Consider the following 25,377-nt stretch of genomic DNA (forward strand, 5'->3'; position numbering starts at 1 on the left):
CCTCTGGCAAGAACCAGAGGATAAGAGTATTATTTCATTGTTGGGAAGAGCAATACGTCACGGATAGTAGTTGTATCAGTGAGAAGCATGCAGAGACGGTCGATACCAATTCCCAAACCACCTGTTGGTGGCATACCGTATTCAAGAGCTTCAATGTAGTCATAGTCGATGCCTGTCGCTTCATCATCACCAAGTTCTTTGGCTTTAGCTTGGGCTTCGAAACGGCTAAGCTGATCGATTGGGTCGTTGAGCTCAGTAAAGGCATTACCGTACTCCTTAGTCATGATGAAGAGCTCGAAACGGTCAGTAAAGCGTTCGTCCTCAGGATTCTTCTTAGCAAGTGGAGATACAGCTACTGGATGTCCATAGACAAAGGTTGGTTGGATCAAAGTTTCTTCAACAAACTCTTCAAAGAAGGCATTGATAATGTGACCAACTTCAGTGTAGTGTTTCTCAACTGGAACTTTCTTCTCAGCAGCGATAGCTTTGGCTTCCTCGAAAGTCATGTCTTGCCAGAAATCGACACCAGTAATTTCTTTGATAGCATCCACCATATGAACACGTTTAAATGGCTCGTTAATCTTGATTTCAGTACCTTGATAGTTAACTGGACCATCGCCTTTAACTGATTTAGTAGCATGTTGGATAATGCCTTCAGTTAAGTCCATGATGTCTTGGAAGTCTGCATAAGCTTGGTAAACTTCGATAGAAGTGAACTCAGGGTTATGAGTAGCGTCCATTCCTTCGTTACGGAAGATACGGCCAATTTCATAGACGCGTTCCATACCACCGACGATAAGGCGTTTCAAGTGAAGCTCAGTTGCGATACGAAGCACCATATCAATGTTTTGGGCATTGTGGTGGGTGATAAATGGACGAGCAGCAGCACCACCAGCTTCATTGTGAAGAACAGGTGTTTCCACTTCAAGGAAACCTTTTTGATCAAGGTAACGACGGATTTCAGAAATGATTTTTGAACGAGTGACAAAACGCTCGAAGCTTTCACGGTTAGAAATCAAGTCAAGGTAACGTTTACGGTAAATTGTTTCAACGTCTGTCAAACCGTGGAATTTCTCTGGTAGAGGACGAAGAGCCTTAGACAAGTGTGTGATGTGAGTAGCCTTGATAGAGAGTTCTCCCATATCTGTACGCATCACTTCACCTTCGACACCAAGGAAGTCACCAAGGTCTGCTTTTTTGAAGATTTCATAGTTTTCTTCACCGACAGCATCCTTACGAACGTAGATCTGGATTTGACCTTCGCGGTCTTGAAGGTGGGCAAAACCTACTTTACCTTTACCACGTTTAGTTACCAAGCGTCCTGCGATAGTAGCTGTTTCGTTTTTATCGTGTAATTGTTCTTTATCGAGGTCAGCATATTTATCTTTTAATTCTTGAGAGTTAGCAGTACGTTCAAAACGTTTTCCAAAGGGATCGATTCCTTGTTCACGGAGCGCAGCCATTTTTTCACGGCGAACGATCTGCTGGTCATTTAGTTCTTCCATATGTTCTGTTGACATGGGATCCTCCTAGTTTTACTCAAAATTGAATACGATGAGTCATTTTTTGCGATACTCCCATTTTATCATAAATAACCAAGAAATTCACGGATAATCTTTCAAAACTAAAAAGAACTTGACGCTAAAATCAAGTTCTGTTATTGATAGGAAGTATTATTCCAAGTATCGAGAGTAAATGTTTCAAAATCATGGGTTTCTAGAATGGTCAGGCTGGCATTTGCTAGACCGCCATCTTTACGAAGAAGTGGTTCTTTATATCCTAGAAGAGTACGAAGACTGGCAGTAAGATTGGCGCCGTGTCCGACAATCAGAATACGCTCAGCAGGACTATCTTTTAATGATTTGATAAATCGGATGGTCCGTTGTGTTGTGCTATAGAGGGATTCGGCTCCGAACATTTGAGTGTCAAATTGAGCAAGATTAGATCGAAAAGCTTTGATTTGTTGCGGGTAAATAGCTTCCAAGGTTGCGATTTTCAAACCTTCTAACTTCCCCAGCTGCCATTCACGGAGATTAGAAACACTTTCTAAAGGACAGGGTGTCTGGAGTTGACTTTGGATAATCTCGGCAGATTTGACTGCTCGAGGTAAATCACTTGAATAAATCCAATCAAAAGGAATATCCTTGAGATACTGGCCAAGTCGTTTTAGGGTGTCAATGGATTCAGGAAGAAGGGGAGAGTCTCCACTAGCACCTTGAAAGCGTCCTTCTTGGTTCCAGACAGTACGACCGTGGCGGACAAAGTAGAGTTTCATTACTTGCTGTCCTCCAAGATATCTGCAAAGTCAGCTTTTACAAATCTAGCCAAGTCTTGTGGTGCGACGATAATGCTGTGACCGACCTCGCCTGCAGAGACAATCATTTGTTCCAAGTCTAGAGCAATCCTATCGATAAAAATGGGATAATTGTGTTTCTGACGAATTCCGACAGGATTATTGGCTCCATGAATGTAACCAGTTGTTTTTTCCAAGTCCTTTTGTGGAATCATGCTCACTTTTTTATTGCCAGAAATTTTGGCTAGTTTCTTTTCAGACAAGTGTTGGGTGATAGGGACAATTCCGATAATCGGTCCTGTTTTATCTCCCAAAAGCGCCAAGGTTTTGAAAATCTGATCTCGTTCATAACCTTGAGGAAGTTCTCCTTCTAGGGCATTGATTTGAATCCCCTGATGTGGGATACCTGCTTTAGACAGAATTTGTTCTACCAATGTTTTTTTGATTTTAACTTTTTTTGCCATTATTTATACTTATCCTCCAATTGGCTCATCCAAATACCAAGCCAGATTCCAAGTGCAAAGAAGAAGGCGATGATGACATACCCAACAAGAGAAATACCAGTGTATTGGATACTTTCAGCGTTTCCTGCATTTGGAATCAAGATCAAAAGAGTACTTGATAAGACGATTCCGATGATGAAATGATAGACGCGTGAGTGGTAGTTGTTTAAGGCATAATCCATCAATTTTGAAAAAATAACGAGAGTTGCGCCTGCTCCGATTCCAATCGGAAAGAAGGTTCCCAAGAGGTCAAATGTTTTAAAACCAGTCAACATAGGAGCATAGAGACCCAAAATCAAAAGTAGATTTGATGGACTGAGGCCAGGAACTAATACGCCAAGAGCTAGCAGTGCACCAGCTAGGACGAAATTAAGAAAGCTGGCACTTAAGGTTCCAACGACAAAATTTAAGGCATAGAGTCCTAATCCAGAAATGATAAAGGTTATCCAGAACCAAGCCAAATCAATCTTGTCTCGGTCAGATTCTCGAGTTGATTCTTTGAGAAGGCTAGGAACTGTACCAATGATGGCACCCGCAAAGCTCCATAAGACAAAGACCTGATAATTTTCAAGCAGGTATTCAATCGGGTAGGAAAATAAGCCGATTCCCAGAAGCATACCGATGGCAACTGGAATAAAGTACAAAACATTTTCTTTAAAGTCTTTAAAGGGATGAGCCAGAAAACCAATCATTCGTTCATAAATTCCTAAGATTGCTGCTAGAACCCCTCCGGAAATTCCCGGTAAGATAAATCCAAGAGCAATGACAATCCCTTTAATAACACGTGCTAACCATGAGAGCATATTTTTCCTCCAACTATTTCTATTTCAAAAAATCCTTACTATATTGTATCACAATCAAACACAAAAATAAAAAGCAAATGATAAACAAATGCTTTTAAGGTTTTAAAAAGAGTTTTCTAAAGGTTTCTTCTTTGTTCTTTAAGGCAGAGATAACGTTGATATCCAAATCGTGGTCAAAGCCAGCAATTTTTCCTTTAGACGTGTACTGGTGAATGTCGTAATCTAAATCAGTTTTAGGAGTAGCTTCGTAAAATCCTGAGTCAGAACCATAGGAAGGAATCCAAACAGACGTAAACTTATCTGTATCAATACTGTGCTCTTCCATGAAGTAGACCCCAACGTAGATTCCGATATTTTTAGCACCCAGTGATTCAAGCTTTGCTCGGAAGGCTTCAACACCGTCGTTCATATTAGACATGGTTTTTTCTTCCACGTCTAGCCAATAGTAACTTGGACTGTATGGAGAAGAGGCGTTATAGAATACCTCAGCAGCTTTTTCCATCTCCTGGACATTTTTTCCGGCTACATAGGCATAGACAGCAACTGGGACATTTCGTTTTTGAAACTCAGTGATATGGGTTTTAAAGGCCTTATCAACACCATTAACATAGGAAGCATCGTTCTCTTTGGACGTTTGAGCACCACTATGGACGCGAACAATAGCTCCAGAAATGTTTTGGGACAGAGTATCGTAATTGATTTCCTCAGGACGCTGCCAACCAGAAACATCAATTACCGGTTTATCTATATTGTGTAGCGCTTGCGTTTCTACTTGCGCGATATTTGACTTTGTTTTTACAGGATGGTCCTCAAAACGAGGGCGATTCAGGATTAAAATGAAAATCATAATCCCAAAAAAACCAAACATAATAAGCGGATTTATTTTCTTTCTCATACCTCATAATTTTACCTTAAAAATGAGAAAAAATCAAAAAAAATACTTAAAAAATGAGTTAAGAAAGGACTTTAGAGCATTTTTTCATTCAAGAGCGCGGAATGATTTGAAATATGGTATAATAAAAGGGAATTTCTAGAGAAAAGAGAAGATTATGTCAAATTATGCCATTATTTTAGCAGCGGGTAAAGGAACTCGCATGAAATCTGATTTGCCAAAAGTGTTGCACAAGGTTGCGGGTATTTCTATGTTAGAACATGTTTTCCGTAGTGTGGGAGCTATCCAACCTGAAAAGACAGTCACAGTTGTCGGACACAAGGCGGAATTGGTTGAGGAAGTCTTGGCTGGACAGACAGAATTTGTAACTCAATCTGAACAGTTAGGTACCGGTCATGCAGTTATGATGACAGAGCCTATTTTAGAAGGTTTGTCAGGGCACACCTTGGTTATCGCAGGAGACACTCCTTTGATCACAGGTGAAAGCTTGAAAAACTTGATTGATTTTCACGTCAATCATAAAAATGTGGCTACTATCTTGACTGCTGAAACGGATAATCCATTTGGCTATGGACGAATTGTTCGTAATGACAATGCTGAGGTTCTTCGCATTGTTGAGCAAAAGGATGCTACAGATTTTGAAAAGCAAATTAAGGAAATCAACACTGGAACATATGTCTTTGACAACGAACGCTTGTTTGAGGCTTTGAAAAATATCAATACCAACAATGCTCAAGGTGAATACTATATTACAGACGTCATTGGCATTTTCCGTGAAGCTGGTGAAAAAGTTGGTGCTTATACTTTGAAAGATTTTGATGAGAGTCTTGGAGTAAACGACCGTGTGGCTCTTGCGACTGCTGAGTCGGTTATGCGTCGTCGCATCAATCATCAACACATGGTCAATGGGGTTAGCTTTGTCAACCCAGAAGCGACTTATATCGATATTGATGTTGAGATTGCTCCTGAAGTTCAAATCGAAGCCAATGTTACCTTGAAGGGGCAAACGAGAATTGGTGCTGAGACTGTTTTGACAAACGGTACTTATGTAGTGGATAGCACTATCGGAGCAGGAGCTGTTATTACCAACTCTATGATTGAGGAAAGTAGTGTTGCGGACGGTGTGACAGTCGGTCCTTATGCCCATATTCGTCCAGGTTCAAGCCTAGCTACCCAAGTCCACATTGGGAACTTTGTTGAGGTTAAAGGCTCTTCAATCGGTGAGAATACCAAGGCTGGTCATTTGACTTATATCGGAAACTGTGAAGTGGGTAGCCATGTTAACTTTGGTGCTGGAACCATTACAGTTAACTATGACGGCAAAAACAAATACAAGACAGTCATTGGAAACAATGTCTTTGTTGGTTCAAATTCAACCATTATTGCGCCAGTAGAACTTGGTGACAATTCCCTCGTTGGTGCGGGTTCAACTATTACCAAAGACGTTCCAGCGGATGCTATTGCTATTGGTCGTGGACGTCAGGTCAATAAAGACGAATATGCAACTCGCCTTCCTCATCATCCTAAGAATCAGTAGGAGCCTATCATGGAATTTGAAGAAAAAACGCTTAGTCGAAAAGAAATCTATCAAGGACCAATTTTTAAACTGGTTCAAGACCAGGTTGAATTACCAGAAGGTAAGGGAACTGCCCAACGTGATTTGATTTTCCACAATGGAGCTGTCTGCGTTTTAGCCGTAACCGATGAGCAAAAACTCATCTTGGTCAAGCAGTACCGTAAAGCTATCGAGGCAGTCTCTTACGAAATTCCAGCCGGAAAGTTGGAAGTAGGAGAAAATACAGACCCTGTTGCAGCAGCCCTTCGTGAATTAGAGGAAGAAACAGCCTATACAGGGAAATTAGAACTTTTGTATGACTTTTATTCAGCCATTGGCTTTTGTAATGAAAAATTAAAACTATACCTAGCAAGCGATTTGACGAAAGTGGAAAATCCGCGTCCGCAGGATGAAGATGAGACCTTGGAAGTTCTTGAAGTGAGCTTAGAAGAAGCCAAGGAATTGATCCAATCAGGTCATATCTGCGATGCCAAGACAATTATGGCTGTTCAGTATTGGGAATTGCAAAAAAAATAGAGGAGGTCAGTATGGGTAAACCTTTATTAACGGATGAAATGATTGAAAGAGCTAATAGAGGCGAAAAGATTTCAGGTCCTCCTTTGCTAGATGATGAGGAGACAAAAATTTTACCAACCTCTTCTTCCCGTTTTGGTTATGCCAATCCTAAGGATCATGGTTTTAGCCAGGAAACCTTGAAGATTCAGGTCGAACCGTCTATTCATAAAAGCCGTCGCATTGAAAATACCAAGAGAAATGTCTTCAATTCTAAGTTGAATAAAATCTTATTCGCAGTCATCTTTCTCTTGATTTTGCTTGTCTTAGCAATGAAACTTTTGTAATAGAAAAGGAATAGAAATGAAAATAGGAATTATTGCGGCTATGCCAGAAGAACTGGCTTATCTGGTCCAGCATTTAGACAATGCCCAGGAGCAAGTTGTTTTAGGCAATACCTATCACACAGGAACCATTGCTTCTCATAAAGTCGTTCTTGTAGAAAGTGGAATTGGTAAGGTCATGTCTGCTATGAGTGTGGCGATTTTGGCTGATCATTTTCAAGTGGATGCTTTGATTAACACAGGATCAGCTGGGGCAGTAGCAGAGGGTATTGCTGTTGGGGATGTTGTGATTGCTGACAAATTAGCCTATCATGATGTGGATGTTACAGCTTTTGGCTATGCTTATGGACAAATGGCGCAACAACCACTTTATTTCGAATCAGATAAAACCTTTGTTGCTAAAATTCAAGAGAGTTTATCTCAATTGGACCAGAACTGGCATCTTGGTTTGATTGCTACAGGAGATAGTTTTGTTGCAGGAAATGATAAGATAGAAGTGATTAAGTCCCATTTCCCAGAAGTTTTAGCTGTTGAGATGGAGGGGGCAGCTATTGCTCAGGCAGCGCATGCTCTTAATCTTCCAGTCTTAGTCATCCGAGCTATGAGTGATAATGCCAACCATGAAGCAAACATCTCTTTTGATGAGTTTATTATCGAAGCTGGACGTCGCTCTGCTCAAGTCTTGTTAGCCTTTTTGAAGGCCTTAGCTTAAGCGGAAATTTGACAGTTTTTCTAGCTTATGATAAGATTTAAGTAAAGAAAAGCTAGAAAACGTTTCAGAGGATATTATGAGTATTGAAATGACCGTCAGTGAGATTGCAGAGGTCTTAGGATTATCTCGCCAAGCAATCAATAACCGTGTCAAAGAATTACCAGAAGAAGACACAGATAAAAATGACAAAGGGGTAACAGTCGTTACCAGAAGTGGCTTGATTAAGCTAGAAGAAATCTATAAAAAAACGATTTTTGAAGATGAGCCTGTCAGTGAAGATGTCAAGCAACGTGAACTGATGGAGATTCTAGTGGACGAGAAGAATGCAGAAATTCTCCGCCTCTATGAGCAATTAAAATCCAAGGATCGTCAGTTATCAGAAAAAGACGAGCAGATGCGTATCAAAGACCGTCAGATTGCTGAGAAAGACAAACAACTCGATCAGCAGCAGCAATTGACTCTTCAAGCTATGAAGGATCAAGAAAATCTCAAGCTAGAGCTGGACCAAGCAAAAGAAGAAGTCCAATCAACTAAGAAAGGCTTTTTTGCTCGTTTATTTGGAGGATAATCAAGGAGCTGTTTAGGTTAAATGCTAACCTGATGGCTTCTTTTGTTTCTAAATAGTATAGTTGCTCAAGTAATACTCAATGAAAATCAAAGAGCAAACTAGGAAACTAGCCGCAGGCTGCTCAAAGCACTGCTTTGAGGTTGTAGATAAGACTGACGAAGTCAGTTACATATATCTACGGCAAGGCGACGTTGACGTGGTTTGAATTTGATTTTCGAAGAGTATAAAATAACAGTATAGGAGAGGTATAGAATGGAACGATTAGAAGATTACATAGCTTTCGATTTAGAATTTAATCAGCATGAAGGGCAAACACACTTGATTCAAGTATCGGCAGTACGTTTTAGAGATGGTCAGGAAATCGATGCCTATGATTCCTATGTTCATACCAGTGTCCCCTTAAAAAGTTTTATCAATGGTTTGACTGGAATTACAGCTGAGACCTTAAAAGATGCCCCTCCAGTGGAGAAAGTTATAAAAGATTTCCAAGAGTTTGTGGGTTCTTTACCTATGGTTGGCTACAATGCTGCTAAAAGTGATTTGCCTATTTTAGTGGAGCATGGTTTAGACTACAGCCAGCAGTATAAGGTGGACTTGTATGATGAAGCTTTTGAACGCCGTAGTTCGGATTTACATGGTATTGCCAATCTCAAATTGCAAACTGTTGCCTCATTTCTTGGATTTCAAGGTCAGTCTCATAATAGCTTAGAGGATGCTCGTATGACGGCGCGTGTTTACGAGTCCTTTCTAGAGTCAGACCAAGCTAGAGAATTGTTAGGGGCAGAAAGTAGCCTCTCGAATAATCCTTTTGGAGGCTTGGACTTGTCTCAATTATTTGACTAGGAGTGCCTATGAAACCTGAAAAACCTAAAAATCTAGGTTTTAAGCAGATATACTTTAATCTAGATAAAATACTTTTTCTATTTTTCTTGACTTTTATGATGATTGAGTTTGTCTGGTTACCGTCAAATTCTTGGATTGCTGGACTTTTGCTCCGTCAGACAGGTTATCTCTTTCTATCCTACAACAATATTTTTGCCATTATAAAGGGTTCGCCATTTATTAGTCTTGCTTTATTTATTTTGGTAATCGTTAATTTATTAATCGCCTATTACCAGATAGGACTTCTCTTTATCGGAGCCCGGCACCTCCTCTATCATGAAAAGAGAACTTTGCTAGAGTACAGTCGTAAGGTCTTTCGCCAAAGTTTCTTGTTTATAAAGCAAGCGACACTTTCCAAGATAGCCTTTATCTTCTTTTATGTCATGATGCTCTTTCCATTGATTCGAAAGATTTTAAAGATTTACTACCTAAATAAAATTGTCATTCCGGACTTTATCGTTGATTATGTGGAAGACAAGTATTGGCTAGTAGGTATAGTGGTTACTATTCTGGCTTTACTTCTATTTTACATTTCAGTGCGTTTCATGTTTGCCCTACCTCAGCTTTTATTTGAGAAGAAAACAGTCAAAGAAGCAGTCAGATACAGTCTAGAGAAGACAAGAAAGCACTCCTGGTTTTATATTTGGAACTTGCTTTGGATTATCGTCAAAACCTACCTATTTTTCATTCTTTTATTGATTCCAATCTTGGCAAGTCAGGCACTGATGGATGGTTTGACCCATAAGGAATCTCTTGTGCTGGGAATTATCAACTTTGTTTTAATCAAGAATTTCCACTATATGGCCTTGACTTACTTTCTCATTAAGTTTGTTTCCTTCTTAACAGGAGAAGAATTAGAAATCACACCAAGGAGAAAGAAAGACCACTGGATGAGATGGGGAGTGATGGGATGTGCTGGTATCTTTTTCGCTCTTGAGGGTTATGTTTATTTAGAAGCTCCGGTTGCTAATAAACCTTTGATTATCTCTCACAGGGGAGTATCTAATAAGAATGGTGTGCAAAATACCGTCCAATCACTAGAAAAAACCGCTCAGTTATCTCCAGACTTCGTTGAGACGGATGTTCAGGAAACAAAAGATGGCCAGTTTATCATGATGCATGATGCCAATATCAAAAATTTGACAGGTGTTAATGCCAATCCTCAGGATCTCACTTTGGAAGAATTAACCAAACTTGATATTTCAGAAAATGGTTATCATAGCAAGGTGTCTAGTTTTGATGATTATCTCAATAAAGCCAATGAATTACATCAAAAACTCCTTATTGAAATTAAAACGAGTCGAAAAGATAGCTCAGATATGATGAAACGGTTTATGGAAAAATATGGAAGTATCATCAAGCAAAATGGTCACCAAATGCAATCCTTGGATTATCATGTGATTGACCAGGTGCTAGCCTACGATTCTCAAATTCCAGTCTATTTCATTCTGCCATATAATAGTATTTTTCCAAGAACCAAGGCTACAGGTTATACTATGGAGTATTCAACTTTGGATGAAAATTTTGTTAACAAGCTTTGGAATACCGATCAGAAATTGTACGTTTGGACTATTAATAGTTCAGAGTCCTTTGATAAATCAGTTCAATTGGGAGCAGATGGCATGATAACAGATGACTTGGAAATGATTCAAGCTCAAGTTACCATTGCCCAAGAAGACCCAGAGTATACTGAATTGCTTTTCAAACAGGCCATGGAATTCTTTAATTTTTAGTAAGCAAAAAGAGGAACAGTTGTTCCTCCCACGATAGGCAAGTATTCTCTTGAATGCTTGTTTTTTAATGCTTAGAATGGCAATTTTCCAGCGAAAGCACCCAGTTTTTTCTTGGTAGTTTCATCGATTTGTTCAAGAGCAGAGTTGATGGCTTGAACGGTCATATCAGAAAGAGTTTCAAGGTCTTCTGGGTCAACGACAGCTGGATTAAAGTCAATGCTGACAACTTTTTTGTCACCTGTTAGGGTCGCTTGAACAAGGTCTTGAGCAGATTTGCCAACAAATTGCATAGCAGCAAGCTCAGCTTGGCTTTGTTCCATTTGTTTTTGAAGTTTTTGTGCTTGGCGCATCATGTTTTGCATATTCATCATAGTGATTTATAGTTTCCTTTTATCTTATTTTCCTTCTTATTTTATCAATTTTGATGTTAAAAGTCTAATCTTTTTCTGAGTGAATTCATTTAGTATCAATAGGGATGTAAAGGGAATAAAAATATAGGATAGATATTCTAAGAGCATAAGAATATTTATCCTATATGTGTTTATGAAATGTTATCAGATATTTTATGAGCTAGTCTAAGGGGTTACTAACACTATTCTACTTTGTAGAAAAATCCGTCAGTGTGGCCATTGATAAGTTGGTGTCCAAACCATAAGCGGTCTTGTGTAATATCAGACGAGTCAGTATAGCCATTATCTGAAGAAGAGGTGACAGACATGGTTATAGGGATTCCTGCTGGTAAAAAGGCAATAGCTGCACCACCAGCACCACCAGCTTTAGGAAGTAAACTTGCTTTAAGATAGCGGTCGGTTTCTTTAGCATGTTCAATTGAAATTTTGGACTTATCACTTACTAAACCATTTTTGTCGAAAGTAAATTCAATACCTGAACGATTCCTCCAAGTTCCTGAGACACTAGAAAAATCCCCATTTTGAATTGCAGAAATATCCATTCCTTTCTTTTCTGAAGGAAGGGAAGATTCTTCATTTATGAGACTTGTGACAGATTTCCAAGAGAAAGACCTTATGTCAAGGGAAGGTGGTTTTGTCCCCAGTCCCTCTTCTGTATCTGATTCGCTAACTAACTCTAACTGTGTTCTATCCTGATTCAACTTGTATAGTTTAAGTTGGATTTGATTAGTAGATACTCGGGTAGATAATTGGAAATAGCCGTTTTCTAAAGGATTAAAATGAACGCGTTCTCCAATAAAGTCCAGATTATTTTCTGCATTGGTCAGTCGAATAACTTCACCATTTTTAAGAGTTCGAATATCTAATAAATCGTAATAGTTAGAATACGTTTTTAGAGCAATCAAAAGTTCGTCCGTACCGTCTTGGTCTAAATCATACAAGCTATACTGTAATCCAGAATATTCGTTAGGATAAGTATTTTTTAAGTTTGCTTTTGAATTGACCTCTGTATGTGAAGCTGGTGAACCATCTAGTACTTTTGCATATTCTTTAAGGACAGTATTGTATAGGGTGTAGTCAGTTTTCTTCTCTTCCGATGTGGAAGTAGATGAACTGCTACTAGAAGTAGTTACTTCAGAACTTGCTGAGGGAGTGTTTTCACTCTGATGTTGGCAAGCTGTTAGAAGAGAGATAGTTAAAATACTGGCACTGAATAGAAATAATTTTTTCATATGTTTAATCTTGCAATTCTAAACCTTGAGCATCTTGGTGCCATTTGCTACCAGTTTTGGACGTTAAAACTTGAATAGTAATTATAATATTCCAAATTGCATTTGCTAGTAAAACAAATGGCAATAAAATAGGAATGATAGCTAGCAGAGTTATGCCGATACGCTTGTATCCTTGTTTGGAATTTCCGATGTAAAAATCGTATCCACCAAGTGCTCCTAAAAATAGGGCAAATAAGGCTGCGGCCAGTTTAGATTTATCACTCACTCCATTTGAATGTTGGCTAGAGCTAGCTGGAGATGTGTTATCTATTTTTGAAACAATATACTCATCACCGTTTTGATAAAATTCTACGTAATCACCTACTTGTGGTTCAAAACCAAAACTTTTTCTTGAAATTGCAGTAAATTGGCCATTATCACCTTTTCCAACATAAACTGTTTCATCTTCAATTTTTATAACTTTGTTCATATAATTGTCTCCTTAATCTATTTCTATTGTATGTTAGACCCACTCACCGTTGTAATTGACACGGTAGCCATCAGGTGTTGTCGTATTGATTGCTAGTGCACCAGAGCTATAAGCATAGTACCATTTACCAGATACCTTCATCCAGCCAGTTTTCATAGCGCCTGAGTCTTGAAGATAGTACCAGTTACCGTTATTTTTTAGCCAACCAGTCTTCATAGCACCTGAACCGTCAAGATAGTACCAGCTGCCGTCTTTTACCCATCCTGTTTGCATCCAACCAGAATAGTCAAAGCGATACCAAACGCCATTGATTTTTTCCCAGCCATTAGTTTTGTAAGAGCCGTCGGCATGTTTATACCACCAGCGAGACCCAGATTGTAGCCAACTACCTGAGATATTAGAATTCGAACCTGATTGAGTTGTTGTGTTAGTATTTGAATTTGTAGAAGGATTTCCGATTGTAACCTCTTTGCTAGCTTTAAAGACACGTTTTCTTGTATCAGTTAAGTCATCGTAAGGCGAACCAGCTTCTCCAGACATCTCCAAAATATATGTTCCATCTGGAAATTGTTCTGAAACAAAAACATCACCTTTAAATTGATTGCTATAAAATAAAGGTTGCAAAAATTGATCACTGACATCTCTAGTTAGACCACTAAAAATGACAGCATCGTGACTTTGGTACACAATTTTTCCGGTCGCTTTATCAATCAAAGTAATATTTCCCTTAGCAGCCTTATCACCTCCGTGTGGTAGTGGCTCTGAAAGTTTTCCTTCGAAGCTAAGTCCAAAATAATCAATTTCAACTTTTGTAATTGTTGCGTCTATTTGTTTTTCAGTACTCGTATTCTCGCTAGCTGATACTTGATTAGCTGTGATGACTCCAGTGCCAAGAAGTGATAGAGCTGATATAGTTGCAAGTGTGAATTTTTTAGTTTGTTTGTGCATTCATTTAATACTCCCTATTTTTATTTGTTGTAAAGTAATCAGTTTGTCCAAAAATCTAGACTTTTTTGGACAAACTTGATAAAATTGAAGTGTAATAATAATCGGTCAAAATGCTTGATTTTAGAACATTTTTTCTAACGAAAACGGTTCAAAAATAGAATGTATTTCTTGTCCAAAAAATCCTAGGTTTTTTTACAGAAACTATGAATTTTTTATCCAATTATGAAAGGTGCTTTTTGATACTCCTAAGATTTTTGCACCTTCTCGTAAGGTTATTTCTTTTTTCTTATATTGAGCTATCACATTAGGAAGATTATTCGGAACAACCAATTTTGGTCTACCAAATTTCTTCCCTTTTTTCTGTGCTTCCCGTATTCCTTCCATTTGTCTTTGTTTGATTTGTTCTCTTTCAAACTGTGCAACGTAAGATAGAACTTGCAAAACAATATCGGAGATTAGTTTTCCTGTGATATTATCATTGCTATTCTTTGTGTTTAATAAGGGGAAATCTAAAACAGTTATATTTACTTTCTTTTTCTTAGTAATTGATTGCCATTGTTCTAAAATTTCATCATAGTTTCTTCCCAATCTATCAATTGATTTAATAACTAATTCATCATTCTCCTTCAAGGTAGTTAATAATTTTTGATATTCTATTCTGTCAAAATCCTTTCCTGAAACATAATCAATAAAAATATCTTCTTTTGCTAATTTATTTTCTACCAAGGCTGAAAATTGTCTATCGATATTTTGTTCTCTTGTAGATACTCGAACATAACCGTAACGCATAAGGCTACCACCTATCTTTTTATCTCTATTTTAGACGAAAAGAAAACTACCGCCCATAATGAGTGGTAGTTTGGTGTACTCTTTGCTACTGTATTTTTTTGCCAAGATTTTGTCTTGGATGCGTGAATAGTAGTGTTGGATAAAAAATCTTAAGGGCTTAAAATCCTTTTAAACCAACCTTTTTGATGTTTACAAAAATTAAAAACAGTATGTTCAATTTTTGCATGTTCATCATAGTGATTTATAGTTTCCTTTTATCTTATTTTCTTCCCTATTTTATCAATTTTAGGGTTAAAAGTCTATTGTTAGTATAAATCCCCTAACATTAAATTACCGAAGAGCACGAGTTTGGAACATGAAAACAGCAGTTGATTTCAAGAAACAAAAAAGAACAGTCGAAACTGTTCTTTTTTATCATTATTTGAGACCGTATTTTTTGTTGAAACGATCCACGCGTCCATCTGCTTGAGTGAACTTTTGACGTCCAGTGTAGAATGGGTGTGAGTCTGATGAAATTTCCACACGGATCAATGGGTAAGTTTCGCCTTCGAACTCAACTGTTTCGTTAGAGCGTTTTGTTGAACCGCTAAGGAATTGGTAACCAGTAGTTGTGTCCATGAAGACAACTGGGCGATATTCTGGATGGATATCTTTTTTCATTTTGCAATATTTCCTTTCTGCCATGGTCTCTTTGCGAGCCATAGATTGTTACCATACTAGTCTATCAGATTCTGAAAAGTTTGGCAAGTATTTTATCAGTTTTTAAGCAAGTTTTTTAACTTTTGGTAGATGATTTCGTTTTCTTCTAAACTATAGGAATTAGCTCCGCTTGCTAGAGGGTGGCCTCCACCATCATGTTCTTTGGCAATTTCATTGATAGGATGGATTTTACTGCGTAAGCGAACTCGGTAGTGGCCATCAGCCTGCTCCACAAAAATTCCCCAGAGACTCACACTGTCAATGCGTCCAGGTGCACCGACAATGGCAGCAGTTTCAGCATCGGTAACATTGAATTGTTTCAAGACTTCTTGACTTAGAAGAACGCGTGCTGCACCATTTTCATCCACTTCCAGATGGTCGTAGATGTAGCCTTGAAGTTTTGCAATTTTGTAACTCATAGTGTCCATTTTGCGAGTGAGAGCCGCAAAGTCAAAGTTATGTTCTCTCAAATAAGCAGCCAGGCGAAGAGTCCGTGCAGTCGTAGAAGGATAAAGGAAGCGACCTGTATCACCAACAATTCCTGCAAAGAGCAACTCAGCAGCGCAATCTGATAAGGCCAGTTGAGTTGTTTGGGCAAATAGGGTAATCATCTCACTAGCGCTACTTGAACTAGTATCCACCCAAGATAGGTCACCATATACATCATCATTTGGATGGTGGTCAATTTTAATGAGAAAATCACCTTGACTATAGCGTTTATCATCGATACGAGCAGTATTAGCTGTATCACAGACGATGACAAGTGCTCCCTGGTAGGTACTATCTTCAACAAGATCCATTTCAGCCATCCAAGTAAGAGTTGGTTCATCAAAACCAACGGCTTTGATGGTTTTTTCTGGGAAATGATGTTTGAGAAGAGCTTTCAAGCCCACCTGACTTCCTAAGGCATCAGGGTCTGGTTTCATATGACGATGAATGATAATAGTGTCGTATTCTTTGATTTTTTCTAAAATTTGATGGCAAATATCCATAAATAACCTCAATTCTTTCTCATTTCATTGTAGCACAAGAATTTTTATTTTTAAAATGAAAAAGATGTGATATAATGGAGAAAGATAAATTGAGGAGGACGATATGGCATTAGCAAAAATTGTATTTGCCAGTATGACCGGTAATACCGAAGAAATTGCAGATATTGTAGCAGACAAATTACGTGACTTGGGCTTGGATGTCGATGTTGATGAATGTACAACTGTTGACGCTTCAGACTTCTTGGAAGCTGACATCGCTATCGTTGCGACCTATACTTATGGTGATGGTGAATTGCCAGATGAGATGATGGACTTCTACGAAGACCTAGCAGATCTCAACTTGAATGGTAAAATCTACGGAGTGGTCGGCTCAGGAGATACCTTCTACGATGAATTCTGTAAGGCTGTTGATGACTTTGATCGTGTCTTTGTTTCAACAGGGGCAGAAAAAGGTTCAGAGTGTGTTAAAGTTGATCTTTCTGCTGAGGAAGAAGACATTGAACGCTTGGAACAATTTGCAGAAGAATTGGCTGCTAAAGTAGGATAAACATAAACGTGCGCTGATGCAATCAGTGCATTTTTCTTATCGTGACTTGGGATTTTACTAGCCTATTTGATGGCTTTTTGATACAATAATTCAAATAAAGGAGGAGACTGTATGGATTTAGATATTATTCGTCAAGAAATTGATCAAATCGACGACCAAATTGTCAAACTATTAGAAGAACGAATGCATTTGGTTGAGGGCGTTGTCGCATATAAGAAGGCTTCGGGGAAACCGATTTTAGATACCAAGAGAGAAGCGGTTATTTTTGAAAAGGTTAGGAGTCGTGTAGAAGAAAAGCGCTATCAGGAGACTATTGTTGCAACGTTTTCGGACATACTCAAACGTTCGCGTGATTATCAGGATCAAAATATCAAATGAAAAAAGAACAATTTTATCCGCTAGGGATTTTTCTAGCTGCTATGTTGGGCGGACTTGTGCGCTACCTTGTTTCTACTTGCTTACCAGCCAGTCCAGATTTTCCTTGGGGCACCCTTCTTGTTAACTATCTGGGTATTTTCTGCTTGGTTTATCTTGTTAAGGGTTATCTGGTTTATAAGGGAAGCAGTAAAGGCGTTATTTTAGCACTAGGGACGGGCTTTTGTGGCGGTTTAACAACCTTTTCCAGTCTCATGCTTGATGCTGTGAAACTACTGGATACAGGGCGTTATCTTAGTTTAGTACTGTATTTGCTTTTGAGCATCGGTGGTGGACTGCTTTTAGCTTACTATTTAGGGAGGAAGAAATGGTAATGGTCTATCTTGCAATTGCTTGTGGCTTCGGGGCTCTAGTACGTTATTTCTTTTCTCGCTATAATCAAGCTTCTAAATTGCCAGTCGGAACGCTCATAGCCAATCTTCTAGGTTGTTTTTTGATTGGATTATTCTACAATCATGTAGAGTCTAAGGAAGTCTATGCTATTTTAGCAACAGGATTTTGTGGCGGTTTAACGACTTTTTCGACCTTGAATGATGAACTTCAAAGACTGTTAAGCGATAAGAAGGTTTTTTACGTTTACCTGACTTTGACCTACCTGGGTGGTTTAGTTGCGATTTTTTTAGGAATTCTGCTATAAATTTCTTTACTTTTTTGTGGAAATTTGGTAAACTGTATCTTGTGTGTAATGGACGCACAAAAATACAGTTTATCCGCTGAGGAAGATTCCTCAAGATTGACAAAGATAGGAGAATAAAATGAATCCATTAATCCAAAGTTTGACTGAAGGTCAACTTCGTACAGATATCCCATCATTCCGTCCTGGTGACACTGTTCGTGTACACGCGAAAGTTGTCGAAGGTAACCGTGAACGTATCCAGATTTTTGAAGGTGTTGTTATCGCACGTAAAGGTGCTGGCATCTCAGAAAACTACACAGTTCGTAAAATTTCTAACGGTGTAGGTGTTGAGCGTATCTTCCCAATCCACACTCCACGTGTTGAAAAGATCGAAGTTGTTCGTTACGGTAAAGTACGTCGTGCGAAATTGTACTACTTGCGTGCTCTTCAAGGTAAAGCAGCTCGTATCAAAGAAATCCGTCGTTAATTCGACTAAAAAACTCTGCTTTTTCAGCAGAGTTTTTCTCTAGCTCCCTTAGTTCAATGGATATAACAACTCCCTCCTAAGGAGTAGTTGCTGGTTCGATTCCAGCAGGGGGCAGTACTTCAATCGAAAAAGCACTGAATGATCAGTGTTTTTTTCTTGTCCTAAAATGGAAACTATTTCAGATGAAAATAGAGGTGTGGTATAATAGGAGAAAATATATGTACTAATTTGGTTGGGATTTCTCTCCTTATTATGAGATCGGATTAAGTATTAGGATCTAGATTTCTGAGAAGAATAATGATGTTTTAGTAAAGAAGGAAATAGAATGAAAATTTCTGGGACAAGCGGTAACATTACTTTTGACTATGAAAACGGCTATGTTTTAAAAGCAGAGGGTGAACTGCTGACTGATAATAGTTTTCTTGTATATAGGTCAAGTATACAGAATTGGGAGCCACCTTACAATCACATTCCTATCACACAGAACGAGATAGATAAACTTGTCGAGGAAGTGGATTCCATGATGACTGAGCAAACAATACAGATTGAATTTATCTGAGTTAGAGTAGGAGAAGGATGATGAAAATCGATTACAGCGACCGAATGGTCATATGGGAGTGGGATGCTTCTGTAATAAAGATAGAACTACCAGATATCATTCATGCGGAATATCATAAAGATGAGAACATTGTTATCGTCTATAGTGGAGAAAACTTTATTAGCAAAACTATTTTCTACTATAGTTTAGAAGGAAAATTGTTAGGGCAACAAAATCTACTAGAAGGAACCCTAGATTGGAATCATAATGGGAAGCATCAGGTTATTTTTCAACATTTACATCATCTTCGCTTTAACCCTAACAATCAGCGTATATTCAGTATATTACGCTCATCAAGCAATTTTGATATACCATCAGAATTAGAGATTTATAATTTAGAAGGTGAAAAAATCTACCAAATTGAATCTCCTGCAGGATTTACAATGCTGTATATTTCTGAGATAAGTAAAGAAAAGCTGAGAATTGTATGTGAAGCTCTTAAAGAAGATTATTTTGATAAATATGGTCGAAGTGATTTTTATTTTAATTTGGATTTAGAAACTAGAAAATGGGTAAAAGATGGCTTCGCCTATTGAGGAAGAGAAAAAGAAGCCTGATTTTATGATATTCTGGTTGAGAGAAAAACTTGCACTAGGAGAATACAAATGAAACCAACAAAACTAGAATGGGAAGATGTTATCCAGTTCGAAGAGGTAAAAGGATATGGTCAGCATATCTGGAGAGATGGTAATAAGCTTTATTACGTTACTGAGGAGGGAGGAATTGCCCCTCAGCGAGTGGTTTATGAATTACCAAATGAATTATTTGCCTTACTGGAAAGTGGGAAGAGATCGCTACTCGAAATATCTTGGAAGATTAAAACCGATCGTTGGCCACTGACGGAAGAAGAGAGAAGAGAATCTAGAAGAAAATTTATAAGTAAACATCCAGCTTCTTTAATAGATGTCCCTAAAAATAGGAAACTTTTTTCTAAGGAAGAACTTGAAGAGTTGATTCCAATTGCTGAGAAGCAGTGGATTGAATCTGAAGGCGAACTTCCATATGATTATGTATCACCACTTAAGTAAAAGAGGTATAAAATGAAACCAATAAACCTAGAATGGGAAGATGTTATCCAGTTCGAAGAAGTAGAAGGATACGGGAAATCCATCTGGAAAAATGAGGATAAATATTATTTAGTTTTAGAAGAGGGAACTGTGGCTTCTTGGTTAGCAGTCTATGATTTACCCCAAGAATTATTCTCCCTATTAGATAGTGGAGAGAGATCACTGCTCGAAATATCTTGGAAGATTAAACACGATTCTTGGCCACCGACGGAAGAAGAAAAGAAAGCTAGTGAAAAACGATTTATAGAAGAGAGTCCTACATCATTAATTGATTTACCTGAAACTAGAGAGTTATTTACTCAGGAAGAACTTGAAAGATTAATTCCAATTGCTGAGCAAATGTGGATTGACTGGAGAGGCAAACTTCCAGATGATTATGTGTCACCACTTAAGTAAGGAAAGTATAAAATGAAACCAACAAATCTAGAATGGGAAGATGTTACCCAGTTTGAAGAAGTTGAAGGATATGGGAAATCCATCTGGAGAAATGATAACAAGTATTATTTAGTTTCAGAAGAGGGAACTGTGGCTTCTTGGTTAGTAGTCTATGAATTACCAAATGAACTGTTTGCCTTATTAGATAGTGGGGAAAGAACGCTATATGAAGTATCTTGGAAGGTTCAAAACGATTCTTGGCCACCGAACGTGACACAAGAAGAAGCTAATAGAAATTTCTTGAGGCAATATCCAGAAGCTTTAAGAGGAAATCCTAAAGCGCAAGGCTTATTCACAAAGGCCGAACTGAAAGAAATATTACCCGAAGGGGCTGAAATTCTAGCGAGTAGCGATTAAAAAGCGGAAACTAATCTTAATAACTTCAAAATTGGATATAAGAGAGATTATCAAATGAAAAATTACAGAAAACTCTTGTTAGAAGCTATCCAAGCTGGCAATGTTGTAGGGATTTTGCGAGGTGAAAAAAGATATCGCATAGAGCCTCCGACCTCTGTACCAGATGTTTTTCCGACAGATATTTGTCAAGTATTAACTGAGTATTTCTACAAGCAAAATGATATTAACAATCTTCAAGATATATTAGAAGGCAGTCTTATAGATCTATCGCAGCGTGCTGCAGTTGATTTGTATATTTCGGTTTTGTTTTTTGATGCAGTCCTTTTTATGCAAGAAAAAAATTTAGCTAGTTTTACAATCCATACTTCGAGAGTTACCCAAGCAATTGCTAAAGGAATTAAGGATTATCAAGAGGAATTGAACGACAGCATCACTTTCCCAAACGGTCTTGTTAAAATAAAACCAATGAAGCAACTGGAAAGATTCAATCAAAAATATCAAAAGAATGAGCGGTTTTCCATTATTGTGAAATAGTGATGGGACTTGTGACACTCTATAGATAAACTGTTAATTGGGACAATAATATGAATAATAATTTGAATTTAGATTTGTTAAAACAAGATGTAGAAAAAGAAATCAGAGAAAAAGGCTTTGAAAATCTTTATTATGCTCTATTTGATGAGCATAGTAGTCAACTTTGGGCCATACATCTATACTATCGAGATGGGAAGTTTATGGTAAATAGTCGGGACGACCGGACCTATATAATGGGGAAAACAAGGGAGTTTGACAATTTTGAAGAGGCAAAGCTATTTTTTCTTAATTTAATGGAGTCTTTTATCGAAATGAACAGATATTTTGTACAGAATGGAGATTCACCCTACTATTCATGTAGTTTGTGGGATAAATAAGGAGGTCAAGAAAAGATGAGAGATGAAGCCCAAGAATGTTTAGAACTGTTGTCAGCTATTCAAGATTTAGGATACGAAAGTTTGAGATATTCTATTTTTAACGAATATGGTCCTGGTGAATGGGAAGTGGTAATCGAATTTGACGACTCTAAGCAACTGTACAATGTCTACGCTACCATGGATAGAGCAAGTTATAATAAAAAATTGGAATTTGATAATTTTGAAGCTGCTAAAAATAAATTTCTAGAAAAACTAGATCTTACTGTAGAAATAAATAAACTTTTTGTAGAAAATGGGGAAGTTCCTGAATACTCCTCTCCATTATGGGATAAATCAGAAATCGATATCGAATCTTTGAAAAATATAGTGGAAAAGGAGATTAAAGAACGAGGTCTTGAAAGCTTGTATTATGTCTTGTTTGATGAAGATAGCAGGAAACCATGGGCAACACATTTGTTTTTTAAAAATGGCAAGTTTCAGATTAACAGTAGGGATGAACGCTCATATATTGTAGGGAAAACATTGGAGTTTAATACGATGAAGGAAGCAAAGGATGAATTCTTTAAGATTCTTAGTCAGACAGTTCATGCGGAACAGTTGGCAAATGAACTTGGCTTTTCACACCCCTATCCTTCGCCGCTATGGGACGAGGAAGGAAAATGATTTAATTTGAGGCAGGATATGTGAATTTTGTAAAAGATCTGTTTAGCTTTCTAGGTCATTGAGAACTAGCTAAAGTTTGGTTAGGACAAAAGAGAAGATAAATATGTTTCAGGGAAGAAATGATCAGTAGACATTTGGTAAATGGCAAAGAAGATGAGAATGGAAACTATTTATTTAAGTCAAAAAGATATGTTGGAAATCTGTCAAGATGGTGACAAGTATTTCTTGCGTTATCCAACTTTTAATATTACCATGCCAGAAGTAGTTCAAGAAATCCCTAAAGAAGCAGTGGACAGCTATTTAGCAGGAGAACATGATGGTGAAGAATTAATTAATTATGCTAATTTCGGATTTTGGGAATCAAAAATTAGTCAAGAAGATGCTAACATACAATTTTTAAGAGATAATCCAGAATTTCTTCTTATTGATACAGATAGAAAGAGACACTATTTCTCCGAAAAAGAATTTGAAGAATTGTTGAAAAAAGCTCATGAAGTTTCTGATGCAGATGATAAGTAATCTTGCCATATATTAAGGAATTGACCAAATAGATTTTAAAGAAATGATGTCTTTGAGGAGAATAGTGATTAAGGAGAAATGATGGAAAAAATTTGCTTTACTTATGGAAATTTTCGGTATTTAGTATTTGAATTCAATCATCAATACTATCTACTTGATAGAAGACCATGTCATTTGATAGGATATCTTTTTCCACCTATAAATTGGCTTTTCTTTCAACATGTGTATCCCATTACATCGGATGAGTATTGTAAAATAAAAGAAAAAACTGGACGTGCTACAAAACTCACTGTTTCAGCTTCTCTCGGTGCTGGACTGAGTGTCTTTTTATATAATTTGTTACGCGTGAACAAGATTGATATCACTAAGTATTTTGAAACGAATCTTTCAAGTTTTACGACAGTGGCACTTTTTTTAATGACTTTTCTTTTAACATATGTTCTGGTTGAATTATTTTACTATTCTCGGAAAAGAAGGATGGCCTCCGTGCTAGGGCGCGAACTTAGGCATTTACAATACTATAAAATCACACCAGTAAAAATTGACTTTAAACAATTGCTAGGCTTTTTAGTAGTTATTGGTGGACTAGCATTTTTTATGTCCTTGTATTATTTTTACTCAGGTAACTTACTTTTTGGTTTAATGGCTAATGCAATCATCTTTTTATATTTATCGGCTTCTAATGTTGCATTTGGAACTGAAAGTCATCACTTATATAAAATAAATGATAAAATACTAAAATAAGATATCGCCGATATCGAGATACTCCTCGAAGCTTGGGAAAAACTCATGTTTTCTTAAATTAGTAAGGATTAGAATGCAAAAAATAAAATTATATTATAAAGGGAATCTTCGATACCTATTATTTCATTATCAGGGGAGACAGTATCTATTAGATAGATCTCCTAAACATTTTTTCGGATATTTCTGTTTGCCTCTAAACTGGTATTTTTATCAGAAAGTTTATGCTATCTCAGATGAAGAACTTGTTAAAATCGAAGAAAAAAACGCTAAGGAGAGCAAATTTATCCTTCCAACGTCATTAGCTGCAGGATTGGCAGTTTTTGTGAATGCCTGGGCTCATATGAACCATATCGATTTATTTGCCAACTTTTATGTGAATTTTTCGATAGTAACTAGCTTGGTTTTAGTAGTTATTGGTCTATTATTATCTTTTAGTTTGCTTCAACTTTTATATTCTAAAAAGAAAAACAGCTTGGAAAAATTACTCAATAGATCGTTGGAGCAATCTATTAATTTTAAGATAAAACCAGTAAATTCATTACGTTTTTATGTCAAAATGTTTCTATTGCGACTATGTATTTTTGCCTTAACTCTTATATTTGCTCTGGCATTCATATATTTGAAGAACATTAGCATGCTTTGTTTAATGATGTTAATAATGTTCATATTTCTAGGGACTGTCAACATTGCATTTGCACCTGGAGAAGAACGGGAATATGAGATAGTTGATGTTTTATCAAATCAAAGTAAAAATTAAATTTAGGTATCTGTTTATGAAAAAGAAATCAATTTTTAAAGCAAGTTTTGAAGAGAGTTTGAATCTAGAAGATGATGGACTTCGAAAGTTACAGCAAGAGCAACATGATAAGACGTCTAACTATTTTAAAAAAGGGAGAGCCTCTCTTTGGTTCTGTATCAAAAGTTTTATTTTAGCACTTATTTTTCCTATTGGTTTTAACTTTCTACTGCTTATTGTATCCATGGCGTTCCATGAAAGTGACACTTTAACTCTTCCAATAGCCAAGCACGAGTCATTAACGGTAAATGTTTTTTTGATATTACTTCTAATTTGGCTATTCTTAGTCATACTCGGAAAGTTTATTAAACGAGTCTATCTTTTACCATACCGCTATCAGTTTCATACTTTTACATTTATGATTTGGTTCTTATTGGAAATTGATTTAATCGTGTTTGATATTCTATTAGCAAATCTTGCAACTTGGGAAATGATTGGCATCTATGGAATCATTATGATCGTCACTTATGCGATATGGAATATTGAGTTAAGAGGATTAAGACGACTCATGTATGGTGAGATCACGGGAAATACTTTCCGTAATAAGATTGCAAAAATGATCTCTCTCTATGGTATGGGGATTTTAGGAGCAGGTATTATCATAAAGCGTATTTTAGGAATCTTTACAGTAGATATGTCAAGCTCAATAAAGGAATTTGGTTTCTTGCTATTATGGATTTTTTGTAATGTTCTACTGGTTGCAGTAGTTGCTTTCATAGGTTTACCTTATTTCCTTCAAGCCTACTACAAATGGAAATATCCTGAAGAATACCGTGATTGGGAAGGGAAAACTGTAGAAGAGTGGTATGGAAAGAGATACTTGAAAAAGCACTCAGAATTAGTAGAAAAGAAGATTGAGGATTAA

Annotated in this window: 35 protein-coding genes, 1 tRNA gene and 1 pseudogene; 25 read left to right on the forward strand and 12 right to left on the reverse strand. The window is 37.2% G+C overall.

Annotation, left to right across the window (positions count from 1 at the left end; genetic code table 11):
- Positions 1-29: 29 nt before the first annotated feature.
- The 5 genes from lysS to ACERDH_RS00205 form a co-directional block, all read right to left on the reverse strand.
- Positions 30-1,520 (reverse strand): lysine--tRNA ligase, encoded by a 1,491-nt coding sequence (lysS, locus tag ACERDH_RS00185; protein WP_386680782.1) that lies wholly within the window; start codon positions 1,518-1,520, stop codon positions 30-32.
- Between the two features lie 137 nt (positions 1,521-1,657).
- Entirely contained in the window at positions 1,658-2,275 is a 618-nt protein-coding gene (locus tag ACERDH_RS00190; protein ID WP_261035452.1) for a histidine phosphatase family protein, read from the reverse strand.
- Positions 2,275-2,757, reverse strand: a complete 483-nt coding sequence (locus tag ACERDH_RS00195; protein ID WP_386680786.1) for an aminoacyl-tRNA deacylase — start codon at positions 2,755-2,757, stop codon at positions 2,275-2,277. The genes ACERDH_RS00190 and ACERDH_RS00195 overlap by 1 nt, the downstream gene beginning before the upstream one ends.
- Positions 2,757-3,599 (reverse strand): DUF368 domain-containing protein, encoded by an 843-nt coding sequence (locus ACERDH_RS00200; RefSeq protein WP_000954112.1) that lies wholly within the window; start codon positions 3,597-3,599, stop codon positions 2,757-2,759. Before ACERDH_RS00200 ends, ACERDH_RS00195 begins: the two co-directional genes overlap by 1 nt.
- A 94-nt stretch (positions 3,600-3,693) precedes the next feature.
- On the reverse strand, positions 3,694-4,494 hold the full coding sequence (locus tag ACERDH_RS00205; protein WP_049547264.1) for a glycoside hydrolase family 25 protein: 801 nt from the start codon (positions 4,492-4,494) through the stop codon (positions 3,694-3,696).
- A 154-nt stretch (positions 4,495-4,648) separates the two neighbouring features.
- Here ACERDH_RS00205 and glmU point away from each other — a divergent pair, with 154 nt between their 5' ends.
- The 7 genes from glmU (at position 4,649) to ACERDH_RS00240 (ending at position 10,798) form a co-directional block, all read left to right on the forward strand.
- On the forward strand, positions 4,649-6,028 hold the full coding sequence (gene glmU / locus ACERDH_RS00210) for a bifunctional UDP-N-acetylglucosamine diphosphorylase/glucosamine-1-phosphate N-acetyltransferase GlmU (RefSeq protein WP_386680791.1): 1,380 nt from the start codon (positions 4,649-4,651) through the stop codon (positions 6,026-6,028).
- Positions 6,029-6,037: 9 nt separating this feature from the next.
- Entirely contained in the window at positions 6,038-6,583 is a 546-nt protein-coding gene (locus ACERDH_RS00215) for an NUDIX hydrolase (protein WP_033688949.1), read from the forward strand.
- Between the two features lie 11 nt (positions 6,584-6,594).
- Positions 6,595-6,906 (forward strand): cell wall synthase accessory phosphoprotein MacP, encoded by a 312-nt coding sequence (gene macP / locus ACERDH_RS00220; protein ID WP_000517861.1) that lies wholly within the window; start codon positions 6,595-6,597, stop codon positions 6,904-6,906.
- A 16-nt stretch (positions 6,907-6,922) separates the two neighbouring features.
- Positions 6,923-7,615 (forward strand): 5'-methylthioadenosine/adenosylhomocysteine nucleosidase, encoded by a 693-nt coding sequence (locus tag ACERDH_RS00225; protein ID WP_004256611.1) that lies wholly within the window; start codon positions 6,923-6,925, stop codon positions 7,613-7,615.
- 76 nt (positions 7,616-7,691) lie between these two features.
- Entirely contained in the window at positions 7,692-8,183 is a 492-nt protein-coding gene (rocS, locus tag ACERDH_RS00230) for a chromosome segregation protein RocS (RefSeq protein WP_386680798.1), read from the forward strand.
- A gap of 252 nt (positions 8,184-8,435) precedes the next feature.
- On the forward strand, positions 8,436-9,026 hold the full coding sequence (locus ACERDH_RS00235; protein WP_386680801.1) for a 3'-5' exonuclease: 591 nt from the start codon (positions 8,436-8,438) through the stop codon (positions 9,024-9,026).
- Between the two features lie 8 nt (positions 9,027-9,034).
- Positions 9,035-10,798, forward strand: coding sequence for a glycerophosphoryl diester phosphodiesterase membrane domain-containing protein (locus tag ACERDH_RS00240; RefSeq protein ID WP_386680804.1), 1,764 nt, complete (start codon positions 9,035-9,037; stop codon positions 10,796-10,798).
- 71 nt (positions 10,799-10,869) lie between these two features.
- Here ACERDH_RS00240 and ACERDH_RS00245 read toward each other — a convergent pair whose 3' ends face one another.
- From ACERDH_RS00245 to ACERDH_RS00275, 7 genes are all read right to left on the reverse strand, one after another.
- Positions 10,870-11,169: a YbaB/EbfC family nucleoid-associated protein gene (locus tag ACERDH_RS00245; protein ID WP_000981526.1), complete on the reverse strand. Its 300-nt coding sequence runs from the start codon at positions 11,167-11,169 to the stop codon at positions 10,870-10,872.
- A 221-nt stretch (positions 11,170-11,390) separates the two neighbouring features.
- Positions 11,391-12,440, reverse strand: a complete 1,050-nt coding sequence (locus tag ACERDH_RS00250) for a DUF6287 domain-containing protein (RefSeq protein ID WP_386681071.1) — start codon at positions 12,438-12,440, stop codon at positions 11,391-11,393.
- Between the two features lie 4 nt (positions 12,441-12,444).
- Entirely contained in the window at positions 12,445-12,909 is a 465-nt protein-coding gene (locus tag ACERDH_RS00255) for a hypothetical protein (protein WP_049547095.1), read from the reverse strand.
- A gap of 33 nt (positions 12,910-12,942) precedes the next feature.
- Positions 12,943-13,821: an N-acetylmuramoyl-L-alanine amidase family protein gene (locus ACERDH_RS00260; RefSeq protein WP_374041735.1), complete on the reverse strand. Its 879-nt coding sequence runs from the start codon at positions 13,819-13,821 to the stop codon at positions 12,943-12,945.
- Positions 13,822-14,058: 237 nt separating this feature from the next.
- The gene (locus ACERDH_RS00265; RefSeq protein ID WP_386681074.1) at positions 14,059-14,646 is read right to left on the reverse strand and encodes a recombinase family protein; all 588 of its coding nucleotides are present in this window, start codon (positions 14,644-14,646) and stop codon (positions 14,059-14,061) included.
- Between the two features lie 417 nt (positions 14,647-15,063).
- On the reverse strand, positions 15,064-15,306 hold the full coding sequence (locus ACERDH_RS00270) for a type B 50S ribosomal protein L31 (protein WP_000710764.1): 243 nt from the start codon (positions 15,304-15,306) through the stop codon (positions 15,064-15,066).
- A gap of 95 nt (positions 15,307-15,401) precedes the next feature.
- Positions 15,402-16,337, reverse strand: a complete 936-nt coding sequence (locus tag ACERDH_RS00275) for a DHH family phosphoesterase (RefSeq protein ID WP_386681299.1) — start codon at positions 16,335-16,337, stop codon at positions 15,402-15,404.
- 103 nt (positions 16,338-16,440) lie between these two features.
- On the opposite strand from ACERDH_RS00275, the gene ACERDH_RS00280 reads away from it, so the two are divergent.
- The 18 genes and pseudogenes from ACERDH_RS00280 (at position 16,441) to ACERDH_RS00365 (ending at position 25,377) form a co-directional block, all read left to right on the forward strand.
- Entirely contained in the window at positions 16,441-16,884 is a 444-nt protein-coding gene (locus ACERDH_RS00280; RefSeq protein WP_001162128.1) for a flavodoxin, read from the forward strand.
- Between the two features lie 111 nt (positions 16,885-16,995).
- Positions 16,996-17,262 (forward strand): chorismate mutase, encoded by a 267-nt coding sequence (locus ACERDH_RS00285; protein ID WP_203180440.1) that lies wholly within the window; start codon positions 16,996-16,998, stop codon positions 17,260-17,262.
- Positions 17,259-17,633 (forward strand): fluoride efflux transporter CrcB, encoded by a 375-nt coding sequence (gene crcB / locus ACERDH_RS00290; protein ID WP_386681316.1) that lies wholly within the window; start codon positions 17,259-17,261, stop codon positions 17,631-17,633. The genes ACERDH_RS00285 and crcB (ACERDH_RS00290) overlap by 4 nt, the downstream gene beginning before the upstream one ends.
- Positions 17,627-17,956, forward strand: coding sequence for a fluoride efflux transporter CrcB (gene crcB, locus ACERDH_RS00295; protein ID WP_386681319.1), 330 nt, complete (start codon positions 17,627-17,629; stop codon positions 17,954-17,956). The genes crcB (ACERDH_RS00290) and crcB (ACERDH_RS00295) overlap by 7 nt, the downstream gene beginning before the upstream one ends.
- Positions 17,957-18,074: 118 nt before the next feature.
- Complete coding sequence (rplS, locus tag ACERDH_RS00300) at positions 18,075-18,422, forward strand: 50S ribosomal protein L19 (protein WP_001068669.1); 348 nt, start codon at positions 18,075-18,077, stop codon at positions 18,420-18,422.
- Between the two features lie 42 nt (positions 18,423-18,464).
- Positions 18,465-18,536 (forward strand) — tRNA-Arg (locus ACERDH_RS00305).
- 211 nt (positions 18,537-18,747) lie between these two features.
- Positions 18,748-18,981 (forward strand): Imm74 family immunity protein, encoded by a 234-nt coding sequence (locus tag ACERDH_RS00310; protein ID WP_314006346.1) that lies wholly within the window; start codon positions 18,748-18,750, stop codon positions 18,979-18,981.
- 20 nt (positions 18,982-19,001) lie between these two features.
- Positions 19,002-19,556 (forward strand): hypothetical protein, encoded by a 555-nt coding sequence (locus ACERDH_RS00315; RefSeq protein WP_386681362.1) that lies wholly within the window; start codon positions 19,002-19,004, stop codon positions 19,554-19,556.
- 69 nt (positions 19,557-19,625) lie between these two features.
- Positions 19,626-20,048 (forward strand): hypothetical protein, encoded by a 423-nt coding sequence (locus tag ACERDH_RS00320; RefSeq protein WP_386681365.1) that lies wholly within the window; start codon positions 19,626-19,628, stop codon positions 20,046-20,048.
- Positions 20,049-20,060: 12 nt separating this feature from the next.
- Positions 20,061-20,483, forward strand: coding sequence for a hypothetical protein (locus ACERDH_RS00325; RefSeq protein ID WP_386681368.1), 423 nt, complete (start codon positions 20,061-20,063; stop codon positions 20,481-20,483).
- 12 nt (positions 20,484-20,495) lie between these two features.
- On the forward strand, positions 20,496-20,879 hold the full coding sequence (locus ACERDH_RS00330; RefSeq protein ID WP_386681371.1) for a hypothetical protein: 384 nt from the start codon (positions 20,496-20,498) through the stop codon (positions 20,877-20,879).
- 54 nt (positions 20,880-20,933) lie between these two features.
- On the forward strand, positions 20,934-21,413 hold the full coding sequence (locus ACERDH_RS00335) for a hypothetical protein (RefSeq protein ID WP_386681374.1): 480 nt from the start codon (positions 20,934-20,936) through the stop codon (positions 21,411-21,413).
- A 50-nt stretch (positions 21,414-21,463) separates the two neighbouring features.
- A complete protein-coding gene (locus tag ACERDH_RS00340; protein WP_001063608.1) occupies positions 21,464-21,790 on the forward strand; it encodes an Imm59 family immunity protein in 327 nt (108 codons plus the stop codon).
- Between the two features lie 15 nt (positions 21,791-21,805).
- Positions 21,806-22,453: an Imm59 family immunity protein gene (locus ACERDH_RS00345; protein WP_386681377.1), complete on the forward strand. Its 648-nt coding sequence runs from the start codon at positions 21,806-21,808 to the stop codon at positions 22,451-22,453.
- A 159-nt stretch (positions 22,454-22,612) separates the two neighbouring features.
- Positions 22,613-22,819: pseudogene (locus ACERDH_RS00350) on the forward strand (DUF6572 domain-containing protein); the annotation flags it as partial.
- 234 nt (positions 22,820-23,053) lie between these two features.
- On the forward strand, positions 23,054-23,716 hold the full coding sequence (locus ACERDH_RS00355) for a DUF443 domain-containing protein (protein WP_084928444.1): 663 nt from the start codon (positions 23,054-23,056) through the stop codon (positions 23,714-23,716).
- A 73-nt stretch (positions 23,717-23,789) separates the two neighbouring features.
- Positions 23,790-24,473: a DUF443 family protein gene (locus tag ACERDH_RS00360; protein ID WP_386681380.1), complete on the forward strand. Its 684-nt coding sequence runs from the start codon at positions 23,790-23,792 to the stop codon at positions 24,471-24,473.
- A 16-nt stretch (positions 24,474-24,489) separates the two neighbouring features.
- A complete protein-coding gene (locus tag ACERDH_RS00365) occupies positions 24,490-25,377 on the forward strand; it encodes a hypothetical protein (protein ID WP_078352497.1) in 888 nt (295 codons plus the stop codon).

Origin of the sequence: Streptococcus bovismuti, assembly GCF_042436615.2 — a bacterium.
Lineage (GTDB): Bacteria > Bacillota > Bacilli > Lactobacillales > Streptococcaceae > Streptococcus.